The following is a 19,426-nucleotide window of genomic DNA, read 5'->3' as shown; positions in this document are numbered from 1 at the left end:
GGTGCATTAAAAAAAACCCCTGAACCCGACAAACGGGAACAGGGGCAAGTTGCGTTCCCCGGACATTGGGCAGGGAACGCAGGCGGTAACTCGGTCGCAACGTCAGTCGGGCTTGATCATCTCGTCGCGAATCTGTTGGCGCAGAATGTCGATCGAGACCGATTTCCCCTCGCGCTTGAAGTGCCAGTAGGTCCAGCCATTGCAGCTGGGCGCGCCTTCGTATGCCGCGCCGACCTGATGGATCGACCCTTTGATATTTTCACCGGCCAGCGTGCCGTCGGCCCTGATCTTGGCGCGATGTCGGCCATTGCCGGATTGGAGTTCTTCGCCCGGACGCAACATTCCACGTTCGACAAGCTGCCCGAACGGCACGCGCGGTTCGGTGCGCCTGGACGTCGAGACCTCCAGTGCTGCGGGCGGAAGACTGCGGACACGCGCGATGCGTTCGGCGGCGATCTGGCGGTATTCTTCTTCGCGCTCGATGCCGATGAAATGGCGACCCAACATCGTGGCCACCGCGCCGGTCGTGCCGGTTCCGAAGAACGGGTCAAGCACCACGTCGCCGGGGTTGGTCGAGCCGATCAGCAGGCGATGCAGCAACGATTCGGGCTTCTGCGTCGGATGAGCCTTTTCGCCCCGCGCATTTTTCAGACGTTCGTGCCCGGTGCAGATCGGGAAGGTCCAGTCGGAGCGCATCTGCACGCCTTCGTTCAGGGCCTTCATCGCTTCATAGTTGAAGGTGTATTTCGACCCTTCTGATTTTGACGCCCAGATCATCGTCTCATGCGCATTCGTCAGGCGTTTGCCGCGAAAGTTCGGCATCGGGTTGGTCTTGCGCCAGACGACGTCGTTCAAGATCCAGAATCCCTGATCCTGCAGCGTTGCGCCGACGCGATAAATGTTGTGATAGCTCCCGATCACCCAGATCGCGCCATCGGGTTTCAACACCCGTCGGGCCGCCTTGAGCCAGCCACGCGTGAAGGCATCATAGGCCTTCAGGCTTTCGAACTGATCCCAGTGATCGTCGACGGCATCGACGCGGGAATTGTCCGGACGGTGCAGATCGCCACGCAGTTGCAGATTGTAGGGGGGGTCTGCGAAAATCAGGTCGACCGAGTTTTCGGGAAGCGAATTCATCGCTGCCACGCAGTCACCGGACATGATGGTATCGAGCGGAAGCACGGGGGCTTCCGGTGTGGGTTTTGCCATTGTCTGTCGCCTCGAACGGCACCCTCATTGACGGGGCGCCTTGTTGTTGTCCGGCCAGAATGGCGGGCGGTTGGTTCACCGTCCAGCGGGCAAGAAAGGCAAGATTAAGGCAGGGTCAGGAACACAACATCTTGCGTATTGGGGCAAAGGAACGCCGATGATGTTGTGTGACGCCATGTTTGGCCAGTCCGTCCTGATGGGCCTTGGTGCCGTATCCTGCGTTGCTGTCCCATCCATAACCGGGATGCTGTTGCGCCAGCGCCACCATGCCTTGATCCCGCCGTGTTTTGGCAAGGACCGACGCGGCCGCGATTGATGGCGAAAGTCCGTCGCCGCCGATGATCAGGTCGAAGGGGCAGGCGACCCAGGCGGGGCAATCATTGCCGTCGATCAACAGGTGATCGGGTAGTGTTGGCAGGGCCTCCACCGCCCGGCGCATGGCCAGATGCGTGGCTTGCCGGATGTTAAGGGCGTCGATTTCGGCCACCGTCGCCTCGCCGAAGCCGACATCGCAGCAGGCCAGCAAAAACGGCACCAAAGCCTCCCGCCGCTTCGCCGTCAGCTTCTTGCTGTCGTTCAATCCGGCTGGCGCAGGTCCGATCAGGAGGGCAGCGCAGGCGACCACGGGTCCGGCCCAGGGACCGCGCCCGACTTCGTCCAGGCCGACAACGAAACGCGCGCCCCGGTCAAAGGCCGCGCGTTCATGAAGGTAGTCCAGGGGCAGGATCGACATGAAGCCGACCCTGCCCCCGCTCCGGCGGTGGGTCAACGCGATTGCGTCAACGCCGTGCGGTGCGGGAGGTCCAGCCGTCGCGGCTCATGCATCGCGCAGTGTACAGGTTGCGCGCACCCCGGTCGGTGCGAACCTGACGGATGCATTGCGGTGGCAAGATAGCAGGCCGGGCGACCGCATTCTGCATGCAGCGCGCGCCATAGCCTGAAACTGTGCCGCGATCAGTGCGGAACGTTCTATAGCAGCTTTCCGGTAAAATCTTGGCGTTCCGCTGATTGCGCCCGCGATCGTTATCATCATGGTGGTCACGGTCACGGTCACGGTCACGACCCAGCAAGACTCGGTCATTTCGTTCGTTACGGTTATCGCGGCGGACGGTGGCGGCGCGACGGGCGGCTTCCTTCTCCTCGCGGCGATCGGCGGCGCGCTTGAGCAGCAACAGAGCGGCAAGGCCGCCTACGACACCGATGGCGATGTTTCTGTTCTGGTTATCGTGATTATGCGCATAGCTGCGCTGATCGGCGGCGGCGGGAACAGCGATCATAGACAATGACAGGGCCATGGACAGAATGGCGGCTAGCGTTGTGCGAAACATGACAGACCTCCAGTTGGTTGATGGACAGACCATTATCCTTGATGCTCTGACGCTCAATGACGGTGCGGTGTCATGAGATAACGGAACGACCGTCATTGCTTGCCAAGCGTCTATGCCCCATCAAGGACTCCATGAAACGCGCACTTTTGATCTTGATGGCTTTCGTGCTTGCAGGTCCCGCCTCTGCAGCGTGTTATGCCGACTACAAGGCCAAGCAGGACGATCCCCTGCGGCTGCATTACGGTGTCGTCGAATTGCCCGATGATGCCTGCGATTCCTCATCCGCTGCCGCCGCATTGCGCGACAGGCTGGACGATGGTTGGCAGCTGTTGCAGGTGATCTCTGTCTTCGACGACGAAGATGGCCTTGAGAAAAGGAAAGCAAGTGCCGGCGAATTCTTCCTCCGTTACTGAAACGCGCGCGGCGTCGAACAAGGTCATCGGGTTGGGAATCGCCGCCATCGTCGCGATCCTGCTGGCGGCGGCAATCTTTCTGTTTGCGACATTGCCGAACGCGAACGCGTTCAACCTGCGGGTCGAGCAGCTTTTCATCGAATCGGACCTGACCACCCGCGCCGAGATCGGCCTTCTGGAGGTGCTGGCCCAGTCGGGCACAGCGTTTTCAGAGGTTCTGACCAGCTACCGGGTGATCATCTTCGTTCTGCTGGTGTTCGCAACGGCCCTTCTTATCGCCTGCGTCGTGTTATTGCTTGCGATCGTCACGCTGAATCGTCGCATGGGCGAGATCGAGCGGTCAGGAATTCAGGTCACGTCGCTAGTTCTGGCCCGCGCCGAGAACGCCGTTATGCTGAACGATATCGAGTTGAAGCTGACCGATGCGGCGATGGAAACGCTGGCCGTTCTGGCCGAGGCGCGGTTGGACGGGGACACGCTGACCGGTGCCCAGATCGAGGCGGTCATCACCGGTAAATCCGAGAGCGATTGCGAGGAAGCGGCGGGCGCGACCCGGATCAAGCGGTTGCGCGACACGCTGGGCAACCAGATCGTGACGCACCTTCTGATCCGCAATATCACGCGGCAGGGGTATGTGCTGGCGCTGGACCCCAAGGTCATCCGGATGTTGTGACGGACTGCGCCGTCCACACAGAAATACGCTCAGCTTTCGCCAGCTTTTTTCGCCGCCGCCCGCGCCTTGTTCTTCTTGCTGTTGGGCTTGCCGACCGGGGTGCCGCCGGTGCCTGGCTTGCCACCCGGTTTGCCCTTGAACGGCTTGCCACCAGATTTGCCGCCTGGCTTGCCCTGCCACGGTTTCGCGCCGGGTTTATTGCCTGGTTTCGATGACCGCTTGAAATCTTCGACAACGCCCTCGGGCCGTTCCGCATGAGGTTTGCGGGGCTTGGCGTTCGGATGCTCCGGCTTTGGCTTGCGCGTGCGGGGGGCCGGGTCGTCGTTCCATTCGACCGGCTTGGTCGTGCCTTGGGGTTTGCCCTGATACGGCTTGCTGCCCGGCCTGGGGCCGCGATCGTAAGACGGCTTTCCCTGTGCAGGCGGCGCTTCGGAGCGGCGGATCGTCAGGCCATCTTCGCCGATCATGTCGGGGCCCAGGGCCTTCTCGAAGGCCGAGGCTTTGACATCGGCAATCTGGAAATAGCTCTCCTCGTCCCGAATCCGGATCGCGCCGATATCGTCGCGGGTCAGACCACCGACCTTGCACAGCATCGGCAAAAGGCGACGCGGGTCCTGATGCGCGCTGCGCCCGCCCTGAATGGCGAACCACACCGAGGGGCCGAATTCCGGACGCGGGTCAGGCGTATGCTTTGATGACACTGCGGACAGGTCTTCGGGCGCAGTCTGACGTTCGGCCTTCAGGCGCAGATACCCGGCGGCAAGCTGCTGCGGGGTGAACCGCGTGGCCAGGTCGTTGACGGCCTGCTCCTCGTCCTCGGTGATCTCCTCGTGCCAGGCCGGGTCGGCCAGCATACGCTCGCGGTCCTTGTCACGGACGGCATCGGCGGAGGGCGCAACGCCCCATGTCGCCGACAACTTGGCCCAGCCCAGCAGGCGCTGCGCCTTTTTCTTGGCCGACGGCGGCACGATCAGGGCACTGACGCCCTTGCGTCCGGCGCGGCCCGTCCGGCCAGACCGGTGCAACAACGTGTCCGACCCGGTCGGCAGTTCAGCGTGGATCACCAGATCGAGGTTCGGCAGGTCGATGCCCCGCGCGGCAACATCTGTCGCCACGCAGACCCGCGCACGTCCGTCGCGCATGGCTTGCAGGGCGTGTGTGCGCTCCGCCTGCGACAATTCGCCCGACAGCGCTACGACGGAAAAGCCCCGGTTCGACAGGCGCGTCGTCAGGCGGTTCACCATGGCGCGAGTGTTGCAGAAGACGATGGCGTTCGGGGCCTCGTGAAATCGCAGCACGTTGATAATTGCGTTTTCGGCATCGCGCGGCGACACGTCCAGCGCGTGGTATTCGATGTCGGCGTGTTGTTCACGCGCGCTGACCGTGGCGACCCGCACGGCTTCTTGCTGATAGGATTCGGCAAGTTTCGCGATAGCGGCGGGTACCGTGGCCGAGAACAACAGCGTTTGCCGTGCTTCGGGGCATTCGCCCAGAATGAATTCCAGATCCTCGCGGAAGCCCAGATCCAGCATCTCGTCCGCTTCGTCCAGAACGACAGCCCGGATTTCCGTCAGATCGATGGACCCCCGCGTGATGTGATCGCGCAGACGGCCCGGCGTGGCGACGACGACATGCGCGCCGCGGGCCAGCGTGCGCCGTTCGTCGCGCATATCCATGCCGCCGACGGTCGAGGCCATGACAGCCCCTGCCTTGTCATAGAGCCAGTCAAGCTCGCGTTTCACCTGCATCGCCAGTTCGCGGGTCGGCGCGATGATCAGGGCCAGCGGCGCGCCGGCGTCTGGGAAGTGTTCGGCGGTGCCCAGCAACGTGGGCGCGATGGCCAGACCGAAGCCCAGTGTTTTACCCGAGCCGGTTTGCGCGGATACCAGCATGTCGACGCCGTCGAGTTCGGGTTCCAGCACGGCCTGCTGAACAGGGGTGAGCGTGTCGTAACCACGCGCCTCGAGCGCATCGGCGAGGGCTTTTTTCATGGGGATGGCCTTTCGATTGCCCTGCGGTCAGGGCGGCAAGCGCCGGTCCCTACGCCCATTACGCCCAGAAGTATAGGGCAGCGTTCAGGGGGTGACGGCACGTCGAACGACCTGAGACATCTCGTGCAGATGATCGGCCAGCGGCGTGGTCTTGCGCCAAATCATGCCCACGGTTCGATTGGGCTGCACCTCGGCAAACCGTCCAATGGCGACCGGGGCCGAGCGGGTTTCGACCGGCACCGCCATATCCGGGATCAGCGTGACGCCCAGCCCGGCGCCGACCATCTGCACCAAAGTGGACAGCGACGATCCGTCCAGCCCGTGCCGTGTGCGCGCGGTGGGTATTTTGCAGAACGACAGTGCCTGATCCCGGAAGCAATGGCCTTCTTCCAGCAGCAACAGGCGCATATGCTGTAATTGATCCGGGGCGGGCATCGGGCGGTCGCCGTCAGCCTCGGGGCGGACGAGGACGAAATCTTCGGTGAACAGCGTGACCTCGGTCAGCGAAGGCTCAGACACCGGCAGAGCGACAATGGCCGCATCCAGATGGCCGTCCGCTATATCGTCGATCAGACGCGGGGTGATCGTTTCGCGGATATCGAGATCGAGGTCGGGATAGGTCGCGGTCAGGCTGCGCACGAGGGTCGGCAGCAGGTAAGGAGCAATGGTGGGAATCACCCCGATCCGCAGCCGTCCCGATAACGCACCTTTCGATACGCGGGCCAGATCGCCCAATTCATCCACGCTGCGCAAGATATCGCGGACCCGGTCGCGGAACCGGATGCCGAAGGACGTCAACCGGACCTGCCGGGGGTTGCGCTCGAACAACTGCGTTCCCAGCGTCGCCTCCAGATCCTTGATCTGGCTGGACAAGGCCGGCTGGGAGATGGCCGAGGCCTCTGCCGCATGTCCGAAGTGCGTGTGACGGGCCAATGCCTCGAAATAGCGCAACTGTTTGAGGGTAATGTTCGCCATAAGTTAAAGTTATTGATGGCATAGGAAAATGCAACTTATATCAATCGAAAGTTGCTGTTAGATGCGGGGCAGATGGGGCGGATAACGCTCGCCCAGACCTTAAACATACAGCAGGAGAGTATCATGGACGGTTCCGACAGCGCAGGCGGCAAGTGCCCGGTCATTCACGGCGTCTCGATGCACGCCACCAACAAGTCCCGCAGCAATCGCGACTGGTGGCCGAACCAGCTGAAGCTGAGCATTCTGCATCAAAACACGCCCGCGTCCGACCCGCTGGGGCCGGACTTCGATTATGCCGCTGAGTTCGCCAAACTGGATCTGGCCGCCGTCAAGGCCGACCTGACCGCGCTGATGACCGACAGTCAGGACTGGTGGCCAGCCGATTATGGCCATTATGGTCCGTTCTTCGTTCGCATGGCGTGGCACAGTGCTGGCACCTATCGCACGGCAGACGGGCGGGGTGGATCGACTTCGGGCAGTCAGCGGTTCGCGCCGCTGAATTCGTGGCCCGACAACGGCAACCTGGATAAGGCGCGGCGTCTGCTGTGGCCGATCAAGCAGAAGTACGGCAACAGGATCAGCTGGGCCGATCTGTTCATCCTGACCGGAAATGTCGCAATGGAATCGATGGGTTTCAAGACGTTCGGGTTCGGCGGCGGTCGAGTCGATATCTATGAGCCCGAGGAAGACATCTACTGGGGCACCGAAGACGAGTGGCTGGGCGACAAGGATGTTCGCTATGATAAGGGCGAGGACGGGTTGGGACGGTTCCTGGAGAACCCGCTGGCCGCCGTGCAGATGGGTCTGATCTACGTCAACCCGGAAGGCCCAAACGGCAACCCGGACCCCCTGAAGTCGGCCTATGACATCCGCGACACCTTTGCCCGCATGGCGATGAATGACGAGGAAACCGTCGCACTGGTCGCAGGTGGCCACACCTTCGGCAAGGCGCATGGCGCAGGCGACGCGGCCCTTGTCGGCGCGGAACCGGAAGCAGGTGGCATGGAGGACATGGGTTTCGGCTGGAAAAACGCCTTCGAGACCGGACACGGTGCGCATACCACGACATCGGGCATCGAAGGTGCGTGGACGACTACGCCGATTACCTGGGACATGTCGTATTTCGACACCCTTCTGGGCAACGAGTGGGAGCTGACGAAATCGCCTGCCGGGGCGCATCAGTGGAAACCTGCGGGCGGGGCCATGGCCGATGCCGTGCCGGACGCGCATCTGGATGGGGTCAAGCACCCGCCAATGATGACCACAGCCGATATGGCGTTGAAGATGGACCCGGAGTATCTTAGGATTTCAACGCATTACCATCAGAACCCCGACGTATTTGCCGATGCGTATGCCCGTGCCTGGTTCAAGCTGACGCACCGCGATATGGGGCCAAAGGTTCGGTATCTGGGGCCGGAAGTCCCGCAGGAGGATCTAATCTGGCAAGATCCGATTCCCGCCGCCGATCATGCGCCGATCGGTGCGGATGATGTCACGGACCTCAAGGCCCGAATCCTCGCGTCGGGTCTGACCACATCCGAACTGGTCGGCGTGGCATGGGCCTCGGCCTCGACGTTCCGTGGCTCGGACAAACGGGGCGGGGCCAATGGCGCGCGCATCCGTCTTGCGCCGCAGAAGGATTGGGAGGTCAACCAGCCTGACACGCTGGCCAAGGTACTGGACGTGCTGAACAGCATCCGCAGCGATTTCGGCAAGCCGGTGTCACTGGCCGATATGATCGTGCTGGGCGGAACTGCGGCGGTCGAGAAGGCCGCGCGCGATGCAGGTCACGACGTTGATGTGCCCTTCACGCCGGGCCGCACCGACGCCAGCGCCGAGCAGACCGATGCCGAGAGCTTCGAACCTCTGGAGCCGAAAGCCGACGGTTTCCGCAACTATCAGGAACAGACATTCAAGGTCTCACCCGAGGAAATGCTGATCGACCGGGCACAACTTCTGACCTTGTCGGCACCGGAAATGACGGTTCTGGTCGGTGGCTTGCGAGCGCTTGGCGCGAACTACGGTGGTACATCGCACGGTGTGCTGACGGATCGTCCGGGTCAGTTGACGAACGACTTCTTCGTCAACCTGATGGATATGGCGACCGAGTGGAAACCCGCGTCCGACGATGCGCAGGTTTTCGAAGGTCGGGATCGCAAGACGGGCGAAGCTCGCTGGACAGGGACGCGCTGCGATCTGGTGTTCGGGTCGAATTCGCAACTGCGGGCACTGTCCGAGGTCTATGCCCAGTCCGACGCGGGCGACAAATTCGTCCACGATTTCGTCGCCGCCTGGACCAGGGTGATGGAATTGGATCGCTTCGACCTGCACTGATCTGCGGATCAAAGCCTTTCGCGCCGGACGGACCCAAGCGGTTCGTCCGGCGTTTTCATATCAGGTGGCAACGATCATTACTTCGAACGTCACACAGACCGGCGCGCGGCCTTTCGTCAGAAGGCCCGCGTATTGCCCGTTGTCCGGGTCGACACATTCCATCGGCAGATGCAGCGCGCCATTCCAGATCGCGCCCGGCGGGATCAACACTTCGGATATGGGCGACGTCATCGGCGGTGCGCCGTCGAACACTGCACCGATCAAGCTGCCGATGCCGTGGATTTTCGCGCGGGCGAACCCGGCGCCGTGGATCAGTGTTTCCAGCGCGCTCGAGATATCCTCGTGAGGATTGATTTTGGCAATCACTGCGTTGCCGTCCGCCATCCCGCCCATCGCATGGAAGATCGAGAAGTTGGTTTCGGCGTCGTGCAGCACCTCGAACGCGCCGCCCTTGAAAGCGTGCAAAGTGATCTGCGCGTCTTCAGACAGCTTCACATCGTCGGGCAGCAAATGACCCATTCTGGTCGCGTCACCATCCGTCCAGCGCGCATGGCAATGCAGCCACCAGGCACCGTCGCGCCGTCCGACAATGGCAGTCCCGAAAACGATTTTTCCGGACCCGCCATCACGCGGCGCACTGTACCATGCGGCATGATCGGCGTCGTGCGACGGGCCGGGCATGACATAGCGATAGGGTCCGATCCGCAGGCCATCCAGCACCATCACGCCACTGTCGCATCCGGCGTCGTCCATCGCCTGCGCCACGGCCTGCATCAACACGGAACCCCGCGGTAATGTCACGGTCCGCGTCGTCACGGTGCCGCGGGCGGACAGAATGCGGTCGGAGCGTTTGGGACCGGGGTGACGGATCAGATCGCGGCTGATGGATGGGGTCATTTTGCGGGCAAGACTCCGCGCGCTTCCAATGCTTCGCGCACGAGTTTCTTGGTGATCTTGCCATAGCCGGTCTTCGGCATCTCATCCAGGAACACATATTCCTGCGGCAGCTTGTATTTCGCCAGGCTGTCCTTCAGCAGCGCCGTGATTTCGTCGCCGGTCACCGACTTGCCCGCCTCGCAGACGCAGACTGCCAGACCGACTTCGCCCCATTGCTTGTGCGGCACGCCAAGGATCGCGACTTCGGACAGGGCGGGATGGGTCAGCATCAGCTCCTCGATTTCGCGCGGATACACGTTCGATCCGCCCGAGATGTACATGTCCGACGACCGCCCGGTGATGAAAAGATAGCCTTCGGCTTCCATGTGACCCAGATCGCCAGTCAGGAACCAGCCGTCGCGGAAGGCCTTCGTGTTGGCTGCATCATCCATGTAATATCCGGCGCAGACCGCTGGCCCGGCAACGCAGATTTCGCCCGTCTGACCGGGCGGCAAATGTGCGCCGCTGTCATTCTGGATGGTAACGTGCAGGCCGGTCCTCTCAAACCCGCAGGTGCCGACGCGGGCTTCGGGGCCGTCATTGATGTGGTGATCGTGCGGCGGCAGAACAGTGATCGCGCCGGTGACCTCGCCCAGTCCGAAATACTGGACCAGAACGCGACCCAGTTTGCCCAGCGCATGTTTCTGATCCTCGCGGTACATCGGCGCACCCGCATAGATAATGTAGCGCAGGCTGGAATGGTCGAACTGATCGACGGAGGGGTGTTCGGTCAGCATCTTCACAATGGTCGGCACGGTGAACATGTTCGTGACACCGTGGTCCTGAACCAGACGCCACGCGACGGCAGGGTCGAAGCGACCGGGCGGCAGCAGGACGGACACGGCACCCGCCGCGATGTTAACGAGTTGGTGCATTCCCGCACCATGCGACAGCGGCGCGACCACAAGGCTGACGTCATCGGGACCAGTGCCGGGCATAAGGTCGTTCAGGTGGTTGAGCGTTGTGAAGGTCAACTGGCCGTGGGTCAGGACGACGGCCTTGGGTCGCCCGGTCGAACCGGAGGTGAAGAACAGCCAACAGGGGGCATCGCGGTCCATATCGGCATTGCTGACAGGCATGCCGTCATGCGCGGCGATCAAGTCATCATAGGGTGTGCCGAACCCCTGCCCGATGCAGACGACCTCGGTCAGCTTGTGTGCGGCCTCGACGCATACGGTCGCGTGGTCGGGGAAATCCTGTTCGCAGAACATCAGCGCGACATCGGATTTTTGGGCCAGATAGGCGACCTCGTCCGGGCGCTGGCGGTAGTTCGAGGGCACCCAGACCGCGCCCAACCGCCAGCAGGCCAGCATCGTCTCGGTGATTTCGCGGTTGTTGGGGGACTGAACCAGAACGCGGTCGCCGGCCTTGATTCCGAACCGGTCGCGCATCGCGGCGGCCAACGCGCTGACGCGGGTGTCCAATTCGGACCAGGTCAGTGTGCCACGGGCATCGATGATCGCGGGACGGTCACCCAGACGACGGGCATTGCGCGTCAGGAAATGCGCGAGGTTCGTGGTGCGGGTCGTCCAGGGCAGGCGAGGATCGCGATTCCCGGTTTCCGTCATTTCACGCGTTCCAGGATCGAGACGTAATTGGCCACGGCAGCGCCGCCCATGTTGAACACACCCGCCAGCGCAGCACCGTCCAATTGCATGTCGCCCGCGTCACCGGCCAGTTGCATTGCGGCCATCACGTGCTGTGAAACGCCGGTCGCGCCCAGCGGATGACCTCGCGATTTCAACCCACCCGACAGGTTCACGGGCAGCTTGCCGTCGCGCGTGGTGATGCCGTCGCGGATCACCCGCCCGCCCTGGCCGCGGGGTGCAAGGCCCATGGCCTCGTATTCCAGCAATTCGGCGATGGTGAAGCAGTCGTGGGTTTCCACGAGGCTCAGGTCGTCCAGCGTCAGCCCCGCCTCATCCAGCGACTTGGCCCAGGCTCCGCGCGCGCCCGCAAATTCGGTCGGGTCCCGCCGTGACAGGGCCAGAACATCGTTGACCTGATTGCGGGCGCGGAAGCCGATGGCACGGCGCATGTCGGCGGCCACGTCCGGGTGCGCCACGACAAGGACGGCGGCCCCGTCGGAAACGAGCGAGCAGTCAGTGCGCCGTAGCGGCCCCGCGACGATCGGATTGCGGTCGCTGACGGTATTGCAGAAGTCGACGCCCAGATCTTTCTGCATGTGGGCGAATGGATTCCGCGCGCCGTTCGTGTGGTTCTTGGCCGCGATCATCGCCAGTTCGCGCGACTGGTCGCCATGCGCTTGGAAATAACGGTTCGCGATCTGGCCGAAGACGCCGGCAAACCCGCCATCGATCTCGCCTTCTTCGGCGCGATAGGCGGCGGTCAGGAGGATGTCGCCGACCTCGACGCCCGGTGTCGCGCTCATCTTTTCGGCACCCACGACCAGCGCGATGCGGCCCCGCCCCGCAGCAATGAAATCCAGTGCGGCATAGAGCGCGGCGGACCCGGTGGCGCAGGCGTTTTCCAGGTGCACCGACGGCACGTATGCCAGTTCGGGCACAGCCATGCCGACCAGCGCGCCCTCGAACGCCTGCCGGGAAAAGCCGTTGTTGTAGACGCCGACGAAGATGCCATCAACGTCGCTTGCGGTGATACCCGCGTGGTCCAGCGCTTCGGGAACGGTGCTTGCGATCAATTGCTCGACATCGCCTTCGGGGGCCTTGCCGAACTTGCTGTGCGCCCAGCCGACGATCTGGGGGGTGGCGGGATTGGTCATGGTAGCTCCTCCGTTGGTCAGACCCTATGCCGGGTCTTCGGGTGCGGCAACGTCCCCTGCGAGCTGTAACGCGGAGTGCGGGACGGTACCGATCAGCATGGCTGACTTGTTGTTGCCGGTGACGACGCCGGAATTCGTGTCGTATCCGGCGGTGAACGCCTATAGATCGGGACCGATTTGATCGACGCGATCTTCTTCTCGGTCCAGTTCCCGGTCGTGGCGGAAGGTCGGCTCAGGGCATCTGGACTTTTTGTGAAATGCGCCCGAACAGGTCATTGCCAAATGCGTCTTCCATCCAGATCTGGACGTCATCGCCGGGTTGCAGGAAGGGTGTGACCGGCGCGCCGGTTTCGATGGTTTCGATCATCCGGTGCTCGGCAATGCAGGAATAGCCGACACCGCCCTGAGTGACGGTTCGCGCCGGCCCGTCATCAAGCTTGTTCGAGACCGTGCCGGAGCCGATCACTGTGCCCGCACGCAGCGGTCGGGTTCTGGCGGCGTGGGCAATCAGTTGCGGGAAGCCAAATGTCATGTCCTGTCCGGCATCGGTTCGCCCGAATGGCATACCGTTCAGATCGACGCACATCGTGGCATGAAGGCGGTCACCGTCCCATCCTGTCACGTCGTCGACACTTCTGGCCAGCGGGGCAAGGGCAGAGGGCGGTTTGGACTGAACGAAGCCGAATCCCTTGGCCAGTTCGTCCGGGATCAGGTTTCGCAGGGAGACGTCGTTCAAAAGCATCACCCACCGGATCGCCTGACGCGCCTCATCCACTGTCGCCCCCATGTCGACGTCGGCCACGATGACCGCCACTTCGGCTTCGAAGTCGATACCCCAAGCCGGATCGCCGACAATCGGGGACATCGGTCCGAGAAAAGGATCGGAACAGCCCTGATACATCAGCGGATCAGTCCAGAACCTAGCGGGCATCGGCGCACCGCGCGCCTTTCGGACAAGTTCGACGTGATTGACGTAGGCCGATCCGTCGAGAAACTGATGCGCGCGGGGCAGGGGGGCGGTGCAACGGGCAATATCGAACGGCTCCGGCGGGCCATCCGGCTCGTCAATACCGTACTCCATCATCTCGATGAAAGAATGCCGCTTCATCCGGGTGCTGGTCTTTCGGTCTGGCGAAACGATCCGTAATTGCCCGTCCCGTCGCATGGGATAGGACGCGAGGATCATTTGACCCCCGGTGTGCCATCGAACTTCTTCTCCAGATCGGCCCAGCAATCGATGTAGTCGTCCTGCAATGGCGCTTCCTGTGCGGCGAAGGGCGTCAAATGCTGCGGAAAGCGTGTCTCGAACATGAAGGACATCGTATTTTCCAGCTTCTCCGCCTTCAGGTCCGCATTCGATGCCCCCTCAAACGCGGCTTTGTCCGGTCCGTGCGGCAGCATCATGTTGTGCAGGGACATGCCGCCGGGGACGAAGCCCCTGGGCTTCGCATCGTATATGCCGAAGATATTGCCCATCAGTTCTGACATGACGTTCTTGTGGTACCATGGCGGGCGGAAGGTATCTTCTGCCACCATCCAGCGGTCGCGAAACAGGACGAAGTCGATATTGGCCGTCCCCTCGATGCCGGATGGCGCGGTCAGCACGGTGAAGATCGACGGGTCCGGGTGGTCGAACAGTACCGCGCCGATCGGGCAATAGGTCCGCAGGTCGTATTTGCAGGGCGCATAGTTGCCGTGCCACGCAACGACGTCCAGCGGCGAATGCCCGATCTCCGTTTCATGAAACTGGCCGGCCCATTTTACCGTGACGGTGCTGGGCGCGTCGCGGTCTTCGAAGGCCGCAACGGGCGTCTTGAAGTCACGCCGGTTCGCCATGCAGTTCGCGCCGATGGGCCCGCGCCCCGGCAGGGCGAATTTCTGGCCATAGTTTTCGCAGACGAATCCGCGCGCCGGGCCGTCCGGCACTTCGACGCGATAGACCAGACCGCGTGGCAGGATGGCGATCTCCTGCGGCTCCAGGTCGATCACGCCCAACTCGGTGCAGAAGCGCAGGCGGCCCTCCTGCGGCACGACCAAAAGCTCGGAATCGGAGGAATAGAAATAAGCGTCGACCATCGATTCGGTCACCAGATAAATATGGCTCGCCATGCCGACCTGCGTGTTCACATCGCCAGCCGTCGTCATCGTCCGCATGCCCGTCAGCCAGGTTAGCGGTGTGTCGGCATGGGGCACAGGGTCCCAGCGATATTGCCCCAGACTGACGATATCGGGATCGACCAGAGGGGCGGATTTCCAGTATGGCAGGTCGATCTTGGCAAACCGATGCGTGTGCTTGACCGACGGGCGGATGCGATAGCACCACGTCCGCTCGTTCTGGTGGCTGGGCGCGGTGAAGGCAGTTCCGGAAAGTTGTTCTCCGTACAAGCCGTAGTTCGCTTTTTGCGGGCTGTTGCGCCCCTGCGGCAGCGCACCGGGCAGGGCCTCGGTCTCGAAATCGTTGCTGAAGCCGGGCATATAGGAGCGGGTCCTATCGACCGGCCCGGCTCGCAGGGTTCGGGGCTTGGGATATTCGGTCATGATGATCTCCCTTTGCCACAGGGTATTTATTGGTTTTGTAACTGACAACTGTTGGAATCGACTGTGACCCGCCGCCTGATCCTGCGGCGATGGCTTGTCGGCCTTGTCCTGTGACAAACGTGGTCGCGTCTTTGCGGAACAGTCTGCGACACAAAACGTTTGCGCCACTGTATCAATGTCTGATCGGGATTGCCGGTGATGTTCTTGGCAGTCAGGCCGTGCGTCAGTCGGAATAGTAGCCTTTGTCATACTGGCCGTATGCGCCGTATCCGGACCGCTCCATCCGCTTGACATCGACCTGGGTCAGCACAAGCCCAGAAATCCTGGCATTCACCGTTTCGAGCAGGCGCATCCCTTCGCGCACCGCTGTTCGGGGTGTCGAATTCCACTTCACCGCATAGAGAATGGCGTCCGCATGCTGTGCGATGACGCGGCTGTCCGGCACGGCCAGCACGGGGGGCGTGTCGATGATGATGATATCGTAGACAGTGCGCGCGTCCGTCAGGAACGCCCGAAAGGTGTCTGACGAAAATATGTCGACGGGATTCGATGTGCCACTGTCGCCGACCAGAACGTCAACTGCGCCCAACTGAGGATCGCGCTGCACCGCATCTGCCAGCATGACCTCGCCCGACAGGACAGAGAGCAGGCCAATCTCGTCCCTGAACCCCAGTTCCGATCCGAAAATCCGGCGGCGGATGTCGCACTCGATCAGCAGGATCGACTTGCCCATACCTGCGAAGTTTTGCGCCAGCGCCAAGGATTGTGTCGTCTTCCCCTCGTTCGGCAGGGAAGAGGTAGACATGATGATCTGCGGCGGTCGATCAAGGTTCGAAAGCATCACAGAAGTGCGCAGGTTGCGAAAAGACTCGGCCAACCGGGAATTCGGTTTCTGTGACAGGTATTCGATCATCTCCCGGCTGGATTTTGTGCCAATCATCGGCAATTGACCCATGACGACGATACCGGTCAGTGCCTCCAGATCGTTGGCCGACTGGACGCCGGTGTTGCGCACCTCGCGCAGCAGAACACCACCGGCACCCGCCATCAGTCCCAGCATTGCAGCAAGCGCCAGAATGACCGGCCTGCGCGGCTCGGACGGCTCGCCTGGCACGACAGCGCGGGACAGAAGACGGGCATCGGCCTGCTGGATGCCCTGCTGCACGGTCGTTTCGCGCAGGCGGTTCTGGAAATATTCAAACAGGACACGGGCCTGCTCTACCTTCCGTTCCAACCCCTGGAATTCGACAAGCCCCTCGGACTGGGCGTTGATCTGCGCCTCCAACTCCGCCAGCGATGTGGTCAGCGCAGCGATCTGGGCCGTTCCGCGCCTTTCGGACCGGGTGGCGATGTTGGCCAGCTGTTCGCCGCGTGCGCGCAATGCCGTAGCCTTGCTGTCATCGTCGGGCAGCGCCAGTAAACGGTCGAGTATGCGGTCCCCGGTCAGGCTGGCCAGCCGGGGCCAGTCTTCCGCCGCCAGCGCATCAGCCAGCATATCGGCCCGGCCGACGTCGGTGTCGATCTGGGCGCGCGTCGAGGCAAGTCGGGATCGTATGTCCGAAATCTGTCGATTCAGGCCCGCGACTTCGGCTGGGGTGACAAGGTCGGCGCTGGCCGTGAAGGCCTGCAAATCCGATTGCGCCACTTGCAATTCCAGGCCCAGATCGGCCACCCGTTGCCCCAGCCATAGGGTGGCCTGCGCAGTGGCGTCGAACTTTACCTCGATCTGATCCCGAATATAGATCTCGGCCAACAGGTTCGCGATCTGTGCTGATTTCACCGCGTTTTCGGTCCGGGCAGTGACCTGAAATACGAGACTATTGCGCAGGTTTGTCACTGATGTTGCTGCCAGTACGGCGTTGATCGCCCGGTCGAGAATCTGTTGGTCAGTTGCAATGGCGGGAGAACGCTCGGACCCCGCCCCGGCAAGGTCCGCGAGCCAGTCGCGCAGTGAAAATGTGGGCGGGCGCAGGGCGCGGTTGAACTCGGGGTCGGCTGTCAGGTTCAGATCGCGCACCAGTTTCCCGATCAGGTCGCGCGATCGCATGACTTCGATCTCGGTATTGATCGTGGAGATATCCGACGAGAGGCCGGACACGACGCTTTCGAACTCGATGACATTGCCTTCGCGACTGTCCAGAGCGACGGTGGAGGAGGCAGTGTAGACCGGGACCGCAATCCAAAACGCATAGATCGCACCGAGGGACAGCGAGATCGTGGTCGCCCCGACGATCCACCACCGCCCCCGCCAGAGCAGTTTCAGGATACTTACCAAATCGACCTCATCGTCCCGCGATGGCAGAGTAGCGGTGGAAATCGGGGTCTGAGCTGTCATGGAAGTGCATCGTCCTGCAGGATGGCGTCGGTCAGGCATGGCACAGCATCCCTTGCGCATCAACGCGCGGTGCTTGCATTCTCTTGCCGGATTGCCCGAGCATCAGAGTGCAGTGCAGGGGACATAGATGATCGTCAGGTATCTTATTGACCGACTTGCGGTGCGTCGCAGGGGACCGCAATTCTCTGCGCCATTACAACCCGATGTCCGCGTTTACGCCGTGGGCGATATTCACGGTCGGCACGATCTGCTGATGTCGGCACTGGCCCGGATCGACGGCGATCTGGCTGGATGTGATGGGCCCTCGGCCCTGGTGTTTCTGGGCGATTACGTAGACCGGGGCGCGCAGTCGGCCCAGGTTCTTGAAAAGCTCAGAGCTTTGCCGGGGACCAGCCCGATCCCGGTCGTCACGCTGATGGGAAATCACGAACGGATGATGCTGGATTTTCTTGCCGATCCGGTATCCTGCGGACGTCTCTGGTTGCACAATGGCGGCCTGACGACGATGGCCAGTTTCGGCATCGAAGATACCGACATATCCGATCCTGACGCTCTGGGATCTGCAGCAGCAGACCTGCGCGCCGCGCTGCCCGCGGGTCTGGAGATCTGGCTGTCGAACCTGCCGTTGCTGTGGCGGTCAGGTAATCTGGTTTGCGTTCATGCCGCACTGGACCCGCGCCTGGCCGTGTCCGGGCAGGCGGACACAACGATGATCTGGGGCCATCCCGACTTCAGAACCACACCACGGCGCGATGGCATCTGGGTGGCGCACGGGCATACGGTCGTCGACGTTCCGGAAATAGCCGACGGGCGCATCGCGCTTGATACCGGCGCGCATTTTTCGGGCCTTCTGACCGTAGGTGTTCTGGAAGAAGGGACCTTCAGGACCCTGACCTGACGTATTACACGCCGTGGTAGTCGCGATACCAGGCGACGAATTTCGCTATACCGGCGCGAACGGGCGTGTCGGGACGATAACCAGTCAGACTCTCCAGCAAATCCGAACTGGCCCAGGTTCCGGGAACATCGCCCTTCTGCATTTCCATCATGTTCTTCCTGATCTCGAAGCCCAGCTCGGCTTCCAGTGCGGTGATGAATTCCATCAGTTGCACCTGTTCGCCGTTGCCGATGTTCACGACGCGGTAAGGCGCCACCGGGCTGAGCGTATCGCCCGGCGCGATGTCGGACGGGTCGGCGGGCTCCACCGGCGGCGTATCGATCAGCAGACGGATGCCACGAACCAGATCGTCGATATAGGTGAAGTCGCGCGACATGCGGCCGTGGTTGTAGACGTCGATCGCCTCTCCGGCAAAGGCCGCCTTCGCGAATTTATAAAGCGCCAGATCGGGCCTGCCCCAGGGCCCGTAGACAGTGAAGAAGCGGAACATCGTCGTCGGAATTTTCCACAGGTGCGCATATGAATGCGCCATGTGCTCGTTCGCTTTCTTGGTCGCGGCATAAAGTGTCAGGGGCGCATCGGTCTTCTGGTCTTCGGTGAACGGCATCTGCGTGTTCGCCCCGTAGACCGAAGAGGTGGAGGCCATCAGCAAATGATCGACCGCCAGTTCGCGGGCGCATTCCATCACGTTGAATGTGCCGACCAGATTGGCTTCGACATAGGACCGGGGATTTTCCAGGCTGTAGCGGACGCCCGCCTGCGCGGCCAAGTGAACGATAACGTCGGGCGCGGCCTCGGTCATGGTGCGCTTCAGCAGGTCGGAATCCTCCAGCCGCCCCTCGACGGCACGAAAACCCGGGGTCTGGAGCAGCATCTGATGGCGGCGACGTTTGAGAGCGACGTCGTAGTAATCGGTCATCCCGTCGAAGCCGACCACAGTGAAACCTTCGTCCAGCAGGTGCCGTGCAAGATGGAAACCGATGAACCCGGCGGTGCCGGTCACAAAAATGGTGCGGGGGTCTTTGTCGGTCATGGGTCGGCCTCGGGCTGGCT

Annotated in this window: 16 protein-coding genes; 4 read left to right on the top strand and 12 right to left on the bottom strand. The window is 62.1% G+C overall.

All coding sequences use genetic code 11. The annotated features are described in order from the left end of the window. Positions 1-102: 102 nt before the first annotated feature. The 3 genes from BMY38_RS02340 to BMY38_RS17835 form a co-directional block, all read right to left on the bottom strand. The gene (locus BMY38_RS02340; RefSeq protein WP_092759400.1) at positions 103-1,209 is read right to left on the bottom strand and encodes a site-specific DNA-methyltransferase; all 1,107 of its coding nucleotides are present in this window, start codon (positions 1,207-1,209) and stop codon (positions 103-105) included. A 115-nt stretch (positions 1,210-1,324) separates the two neighbouring features. Further along, on the bottom strand, positions 1,325-1,942 hold the full coding sequence (locus BMY38_RS02335) for a ribonuclease HII (RefSeq protein WP_092759398.1): 618 nt from the start codon (positions 1,940-1,942) through the stop codon (positions 1,325-1,327). Between the two features lie 46 nt (positions 1,943-1,988). After that, complete coding sequence (locus BMY38_RS17835; protein WP_139204636.1) at positions 1,989-2,537, bottom strand: hypothetical protein; 549 nt, start codon at positions 2,535-2,537, stop codon at positions 1,989-1,991. Between the two features lie 131 nt (positions 2,538-2,668). Here BMY38_RS17835 and BMY38_RS02320 point away from each other — a divergent pair, with 131 nt between their 5' ends. Both BMY38_RS02320 and BMY38_RS02315 read left to right on the top strand, forming a co-directional pair. After that, on the top strand, positions 2,669-2,950 hold the full coding sequence (locus BMY38_RS02320; protein WP_092759392.1) for a hypothetical protein: 282 nt from the start codon (positions 2,669-2,671) through the stop codon (positions 2,948-2,950). Continuing rightward, a complete protein-coding gene (locus BMY38_RS02315) occupies positions 2,922-3,623 on the top strand; it encodes a winged helix-turn-helix domain-containing protein (RefSeq protein ID WP_092759390.1) in 702 nt (233 codons plus the stop codon). Before BMY38_RS02320 ends, BMY38_RS02315 begins: the two co-directional genes overlap by 29 nt. A gap of 29 nt (positions 3,624-3,652) precedes the next feature. Here BMY38_RS02315 and BMY38_RS02310 read toward each other — a convergent pair whose 3' ends face one another. Continuing rightward, positions 3,653-5,614, bottom strand: a complete 1,962-nt coding sequence (locus BMY38_RS02310; protein WP_092759388.1) for a DEAD/DEAH box helicase — start codon at positions 5,612-5,614, stop codon at positions 3,653-3,655. An 84-nt stretch (positions 5,615-5,698) separates the two neighbouring features. After that, positions 5,699-6,589, bottom strand: a complete 891-nt coding sequence (locus BMY38_RS02305) for a hydrogen peroxide-inducible genes activator (protein ID WP_092759386.1) — start codon at positions 6,587-6,589, stop codon at positions 5,699-5,701. Positions 6,590-6,712: 123 nt separating this feature from the next. Here BMY38_RS02305 and katG point away from each other — a divergent pair, with 123 nt between their 5' ends. After that, positions 6,713-8,923, top strand: coding sequence for a catalase/peroxidase HPI (gene katG / locus BMY38_RS02300; protein WP_092759384.1), 2,211 nt, complete (start codon positions 6,713-6,715; stop codon positions 8,921-8,923). Positions 8,924-8,983: 60 nt separating this feature from the next. Here katG and BMY38_RS02295 read toward each other — a convergent pair whose 3' ends face one another. From BMY38_RS02295 to BMY38_RS02270, 6 genes are all read right to left on the bottom strand, one after another. Next, positions 8,984-9,820 (bottom strand): hypothetical protein, encoded by an 837-nt coding sequence (locus BMY38_RS02295; RefSeq protein ID WP_092759382.1) that lies wholly within the window; start codon positions 9,818-9,820, stop codon positions 8,984-8,986. Further along, positions 9,817-11,427, bottom strand: coding sequence for an acyl-CoA synthetase (locus BMY38_RS02290; protein WP_092759380.1), 1,611 nt, complete (start codon positions 11,425-11,427; stop codon positions 9,817-9,819). The genes BMY38_RS02295 and BMY38_RS02290 overlap by 4 nt, the downstream gene beginning before the upstream one ends. Next, entirely contained in the window at positions 11,424-12,602 is a 1,179-nt protein-coding gene (locus BMY38_RS02285) for an acetyl-CoA acetyltransferase (RefSeq protein WP_092759378.1), read from the bottom strand. Before BMY38_RS02285 ends, BMY38_RS02290 begins: the two co-directional genes overlap by 4 nt. A gap of 232 nt (positions 12,603-12,834) precedes the next feature. Beyond that, the gene (locus BMY38_RS02280; protein WP_092759376.1) at positions 12,835-13,788 is read right to left on the bottom strand and encodes a fumarylacetoacetate hydrolase family protein; all 954 of its coding nucleotides are present in this window, start codon (positions 13,786-13,788) and stop codon (positions 12,835-12,837) included. After that, a complete protein-coding gene (gene hmgA / locus BMY38_RS02275; protein ID WP_092759374.1) occupies positions 13,785-15,140 on the bottom strand; it encodes a homogentisate 1,2-dioxygenase in 1,356 nt (451 codons plus the stop codon). Before hmgA ends, BMY38_RS02280 begins: the two co-directional genes overlap by 4 nt. Before the next feature lie 223 nt (positions 15,141-15,363). Beyond that, positions 15,364-17,475, bottom strand: coding sequence for a GumC family protein (locus tag BMY38_RS02270; protein ID WP_175495743.1), 2,112 nt, complete (start codon positions 17,473-17,475; stop codon positions 15,364-15,366). A gap of 127 nt (positions 17,476-17,602) precedes the next feature. Between BMY38_RS02270 and BMY38_RS02265 the strand changes: the two genes are divergently transcribed. Next, positions 17,603-18,373 (top strand): metallophosphoesterase, encoded by a 771-nt coding sequence (locus BMY38_RS02265; protein WP_092759370.1) that lies wholly within the window; start codon positions 17,603-17,605, stop codon positions 18,371-18,373. Positions 18,374-18,377: 4 nt separating this feature from the next. Here the strand turns inward: BMY38_RS02265 and BMY38_RS02260 are convergent, their stop codons facing one another. Next, complete coding sequence (locus BMY38_RS02260) at positions 18,378-19,406, bottom strand: NAD-dependent epimerase/dehydratase family protein (RefSeq protein WP_092759368.1); 1,029 nt, start codon at positions 19,404-19,406, stop codon at positions 18,378-18,380. Positions 19,407-19,426 lie beyond the last annotated feature (20 nt).

It is taken from the genome of Jannaschia helgolandensis, from assembly GCF_900109285.1.
Taxonomy (GTDB): Bacteria; Pseudomonadota; Alphaproteobacteria; order Rhodobacterales; family Rhodobacteraceae; genus Jannaschia; species Jannaschia helgolandensis.
Note: the sequence above shows the minus strand (reverse complement) of the source record. Positions and strands in the feature narration are given on the sequence as shown.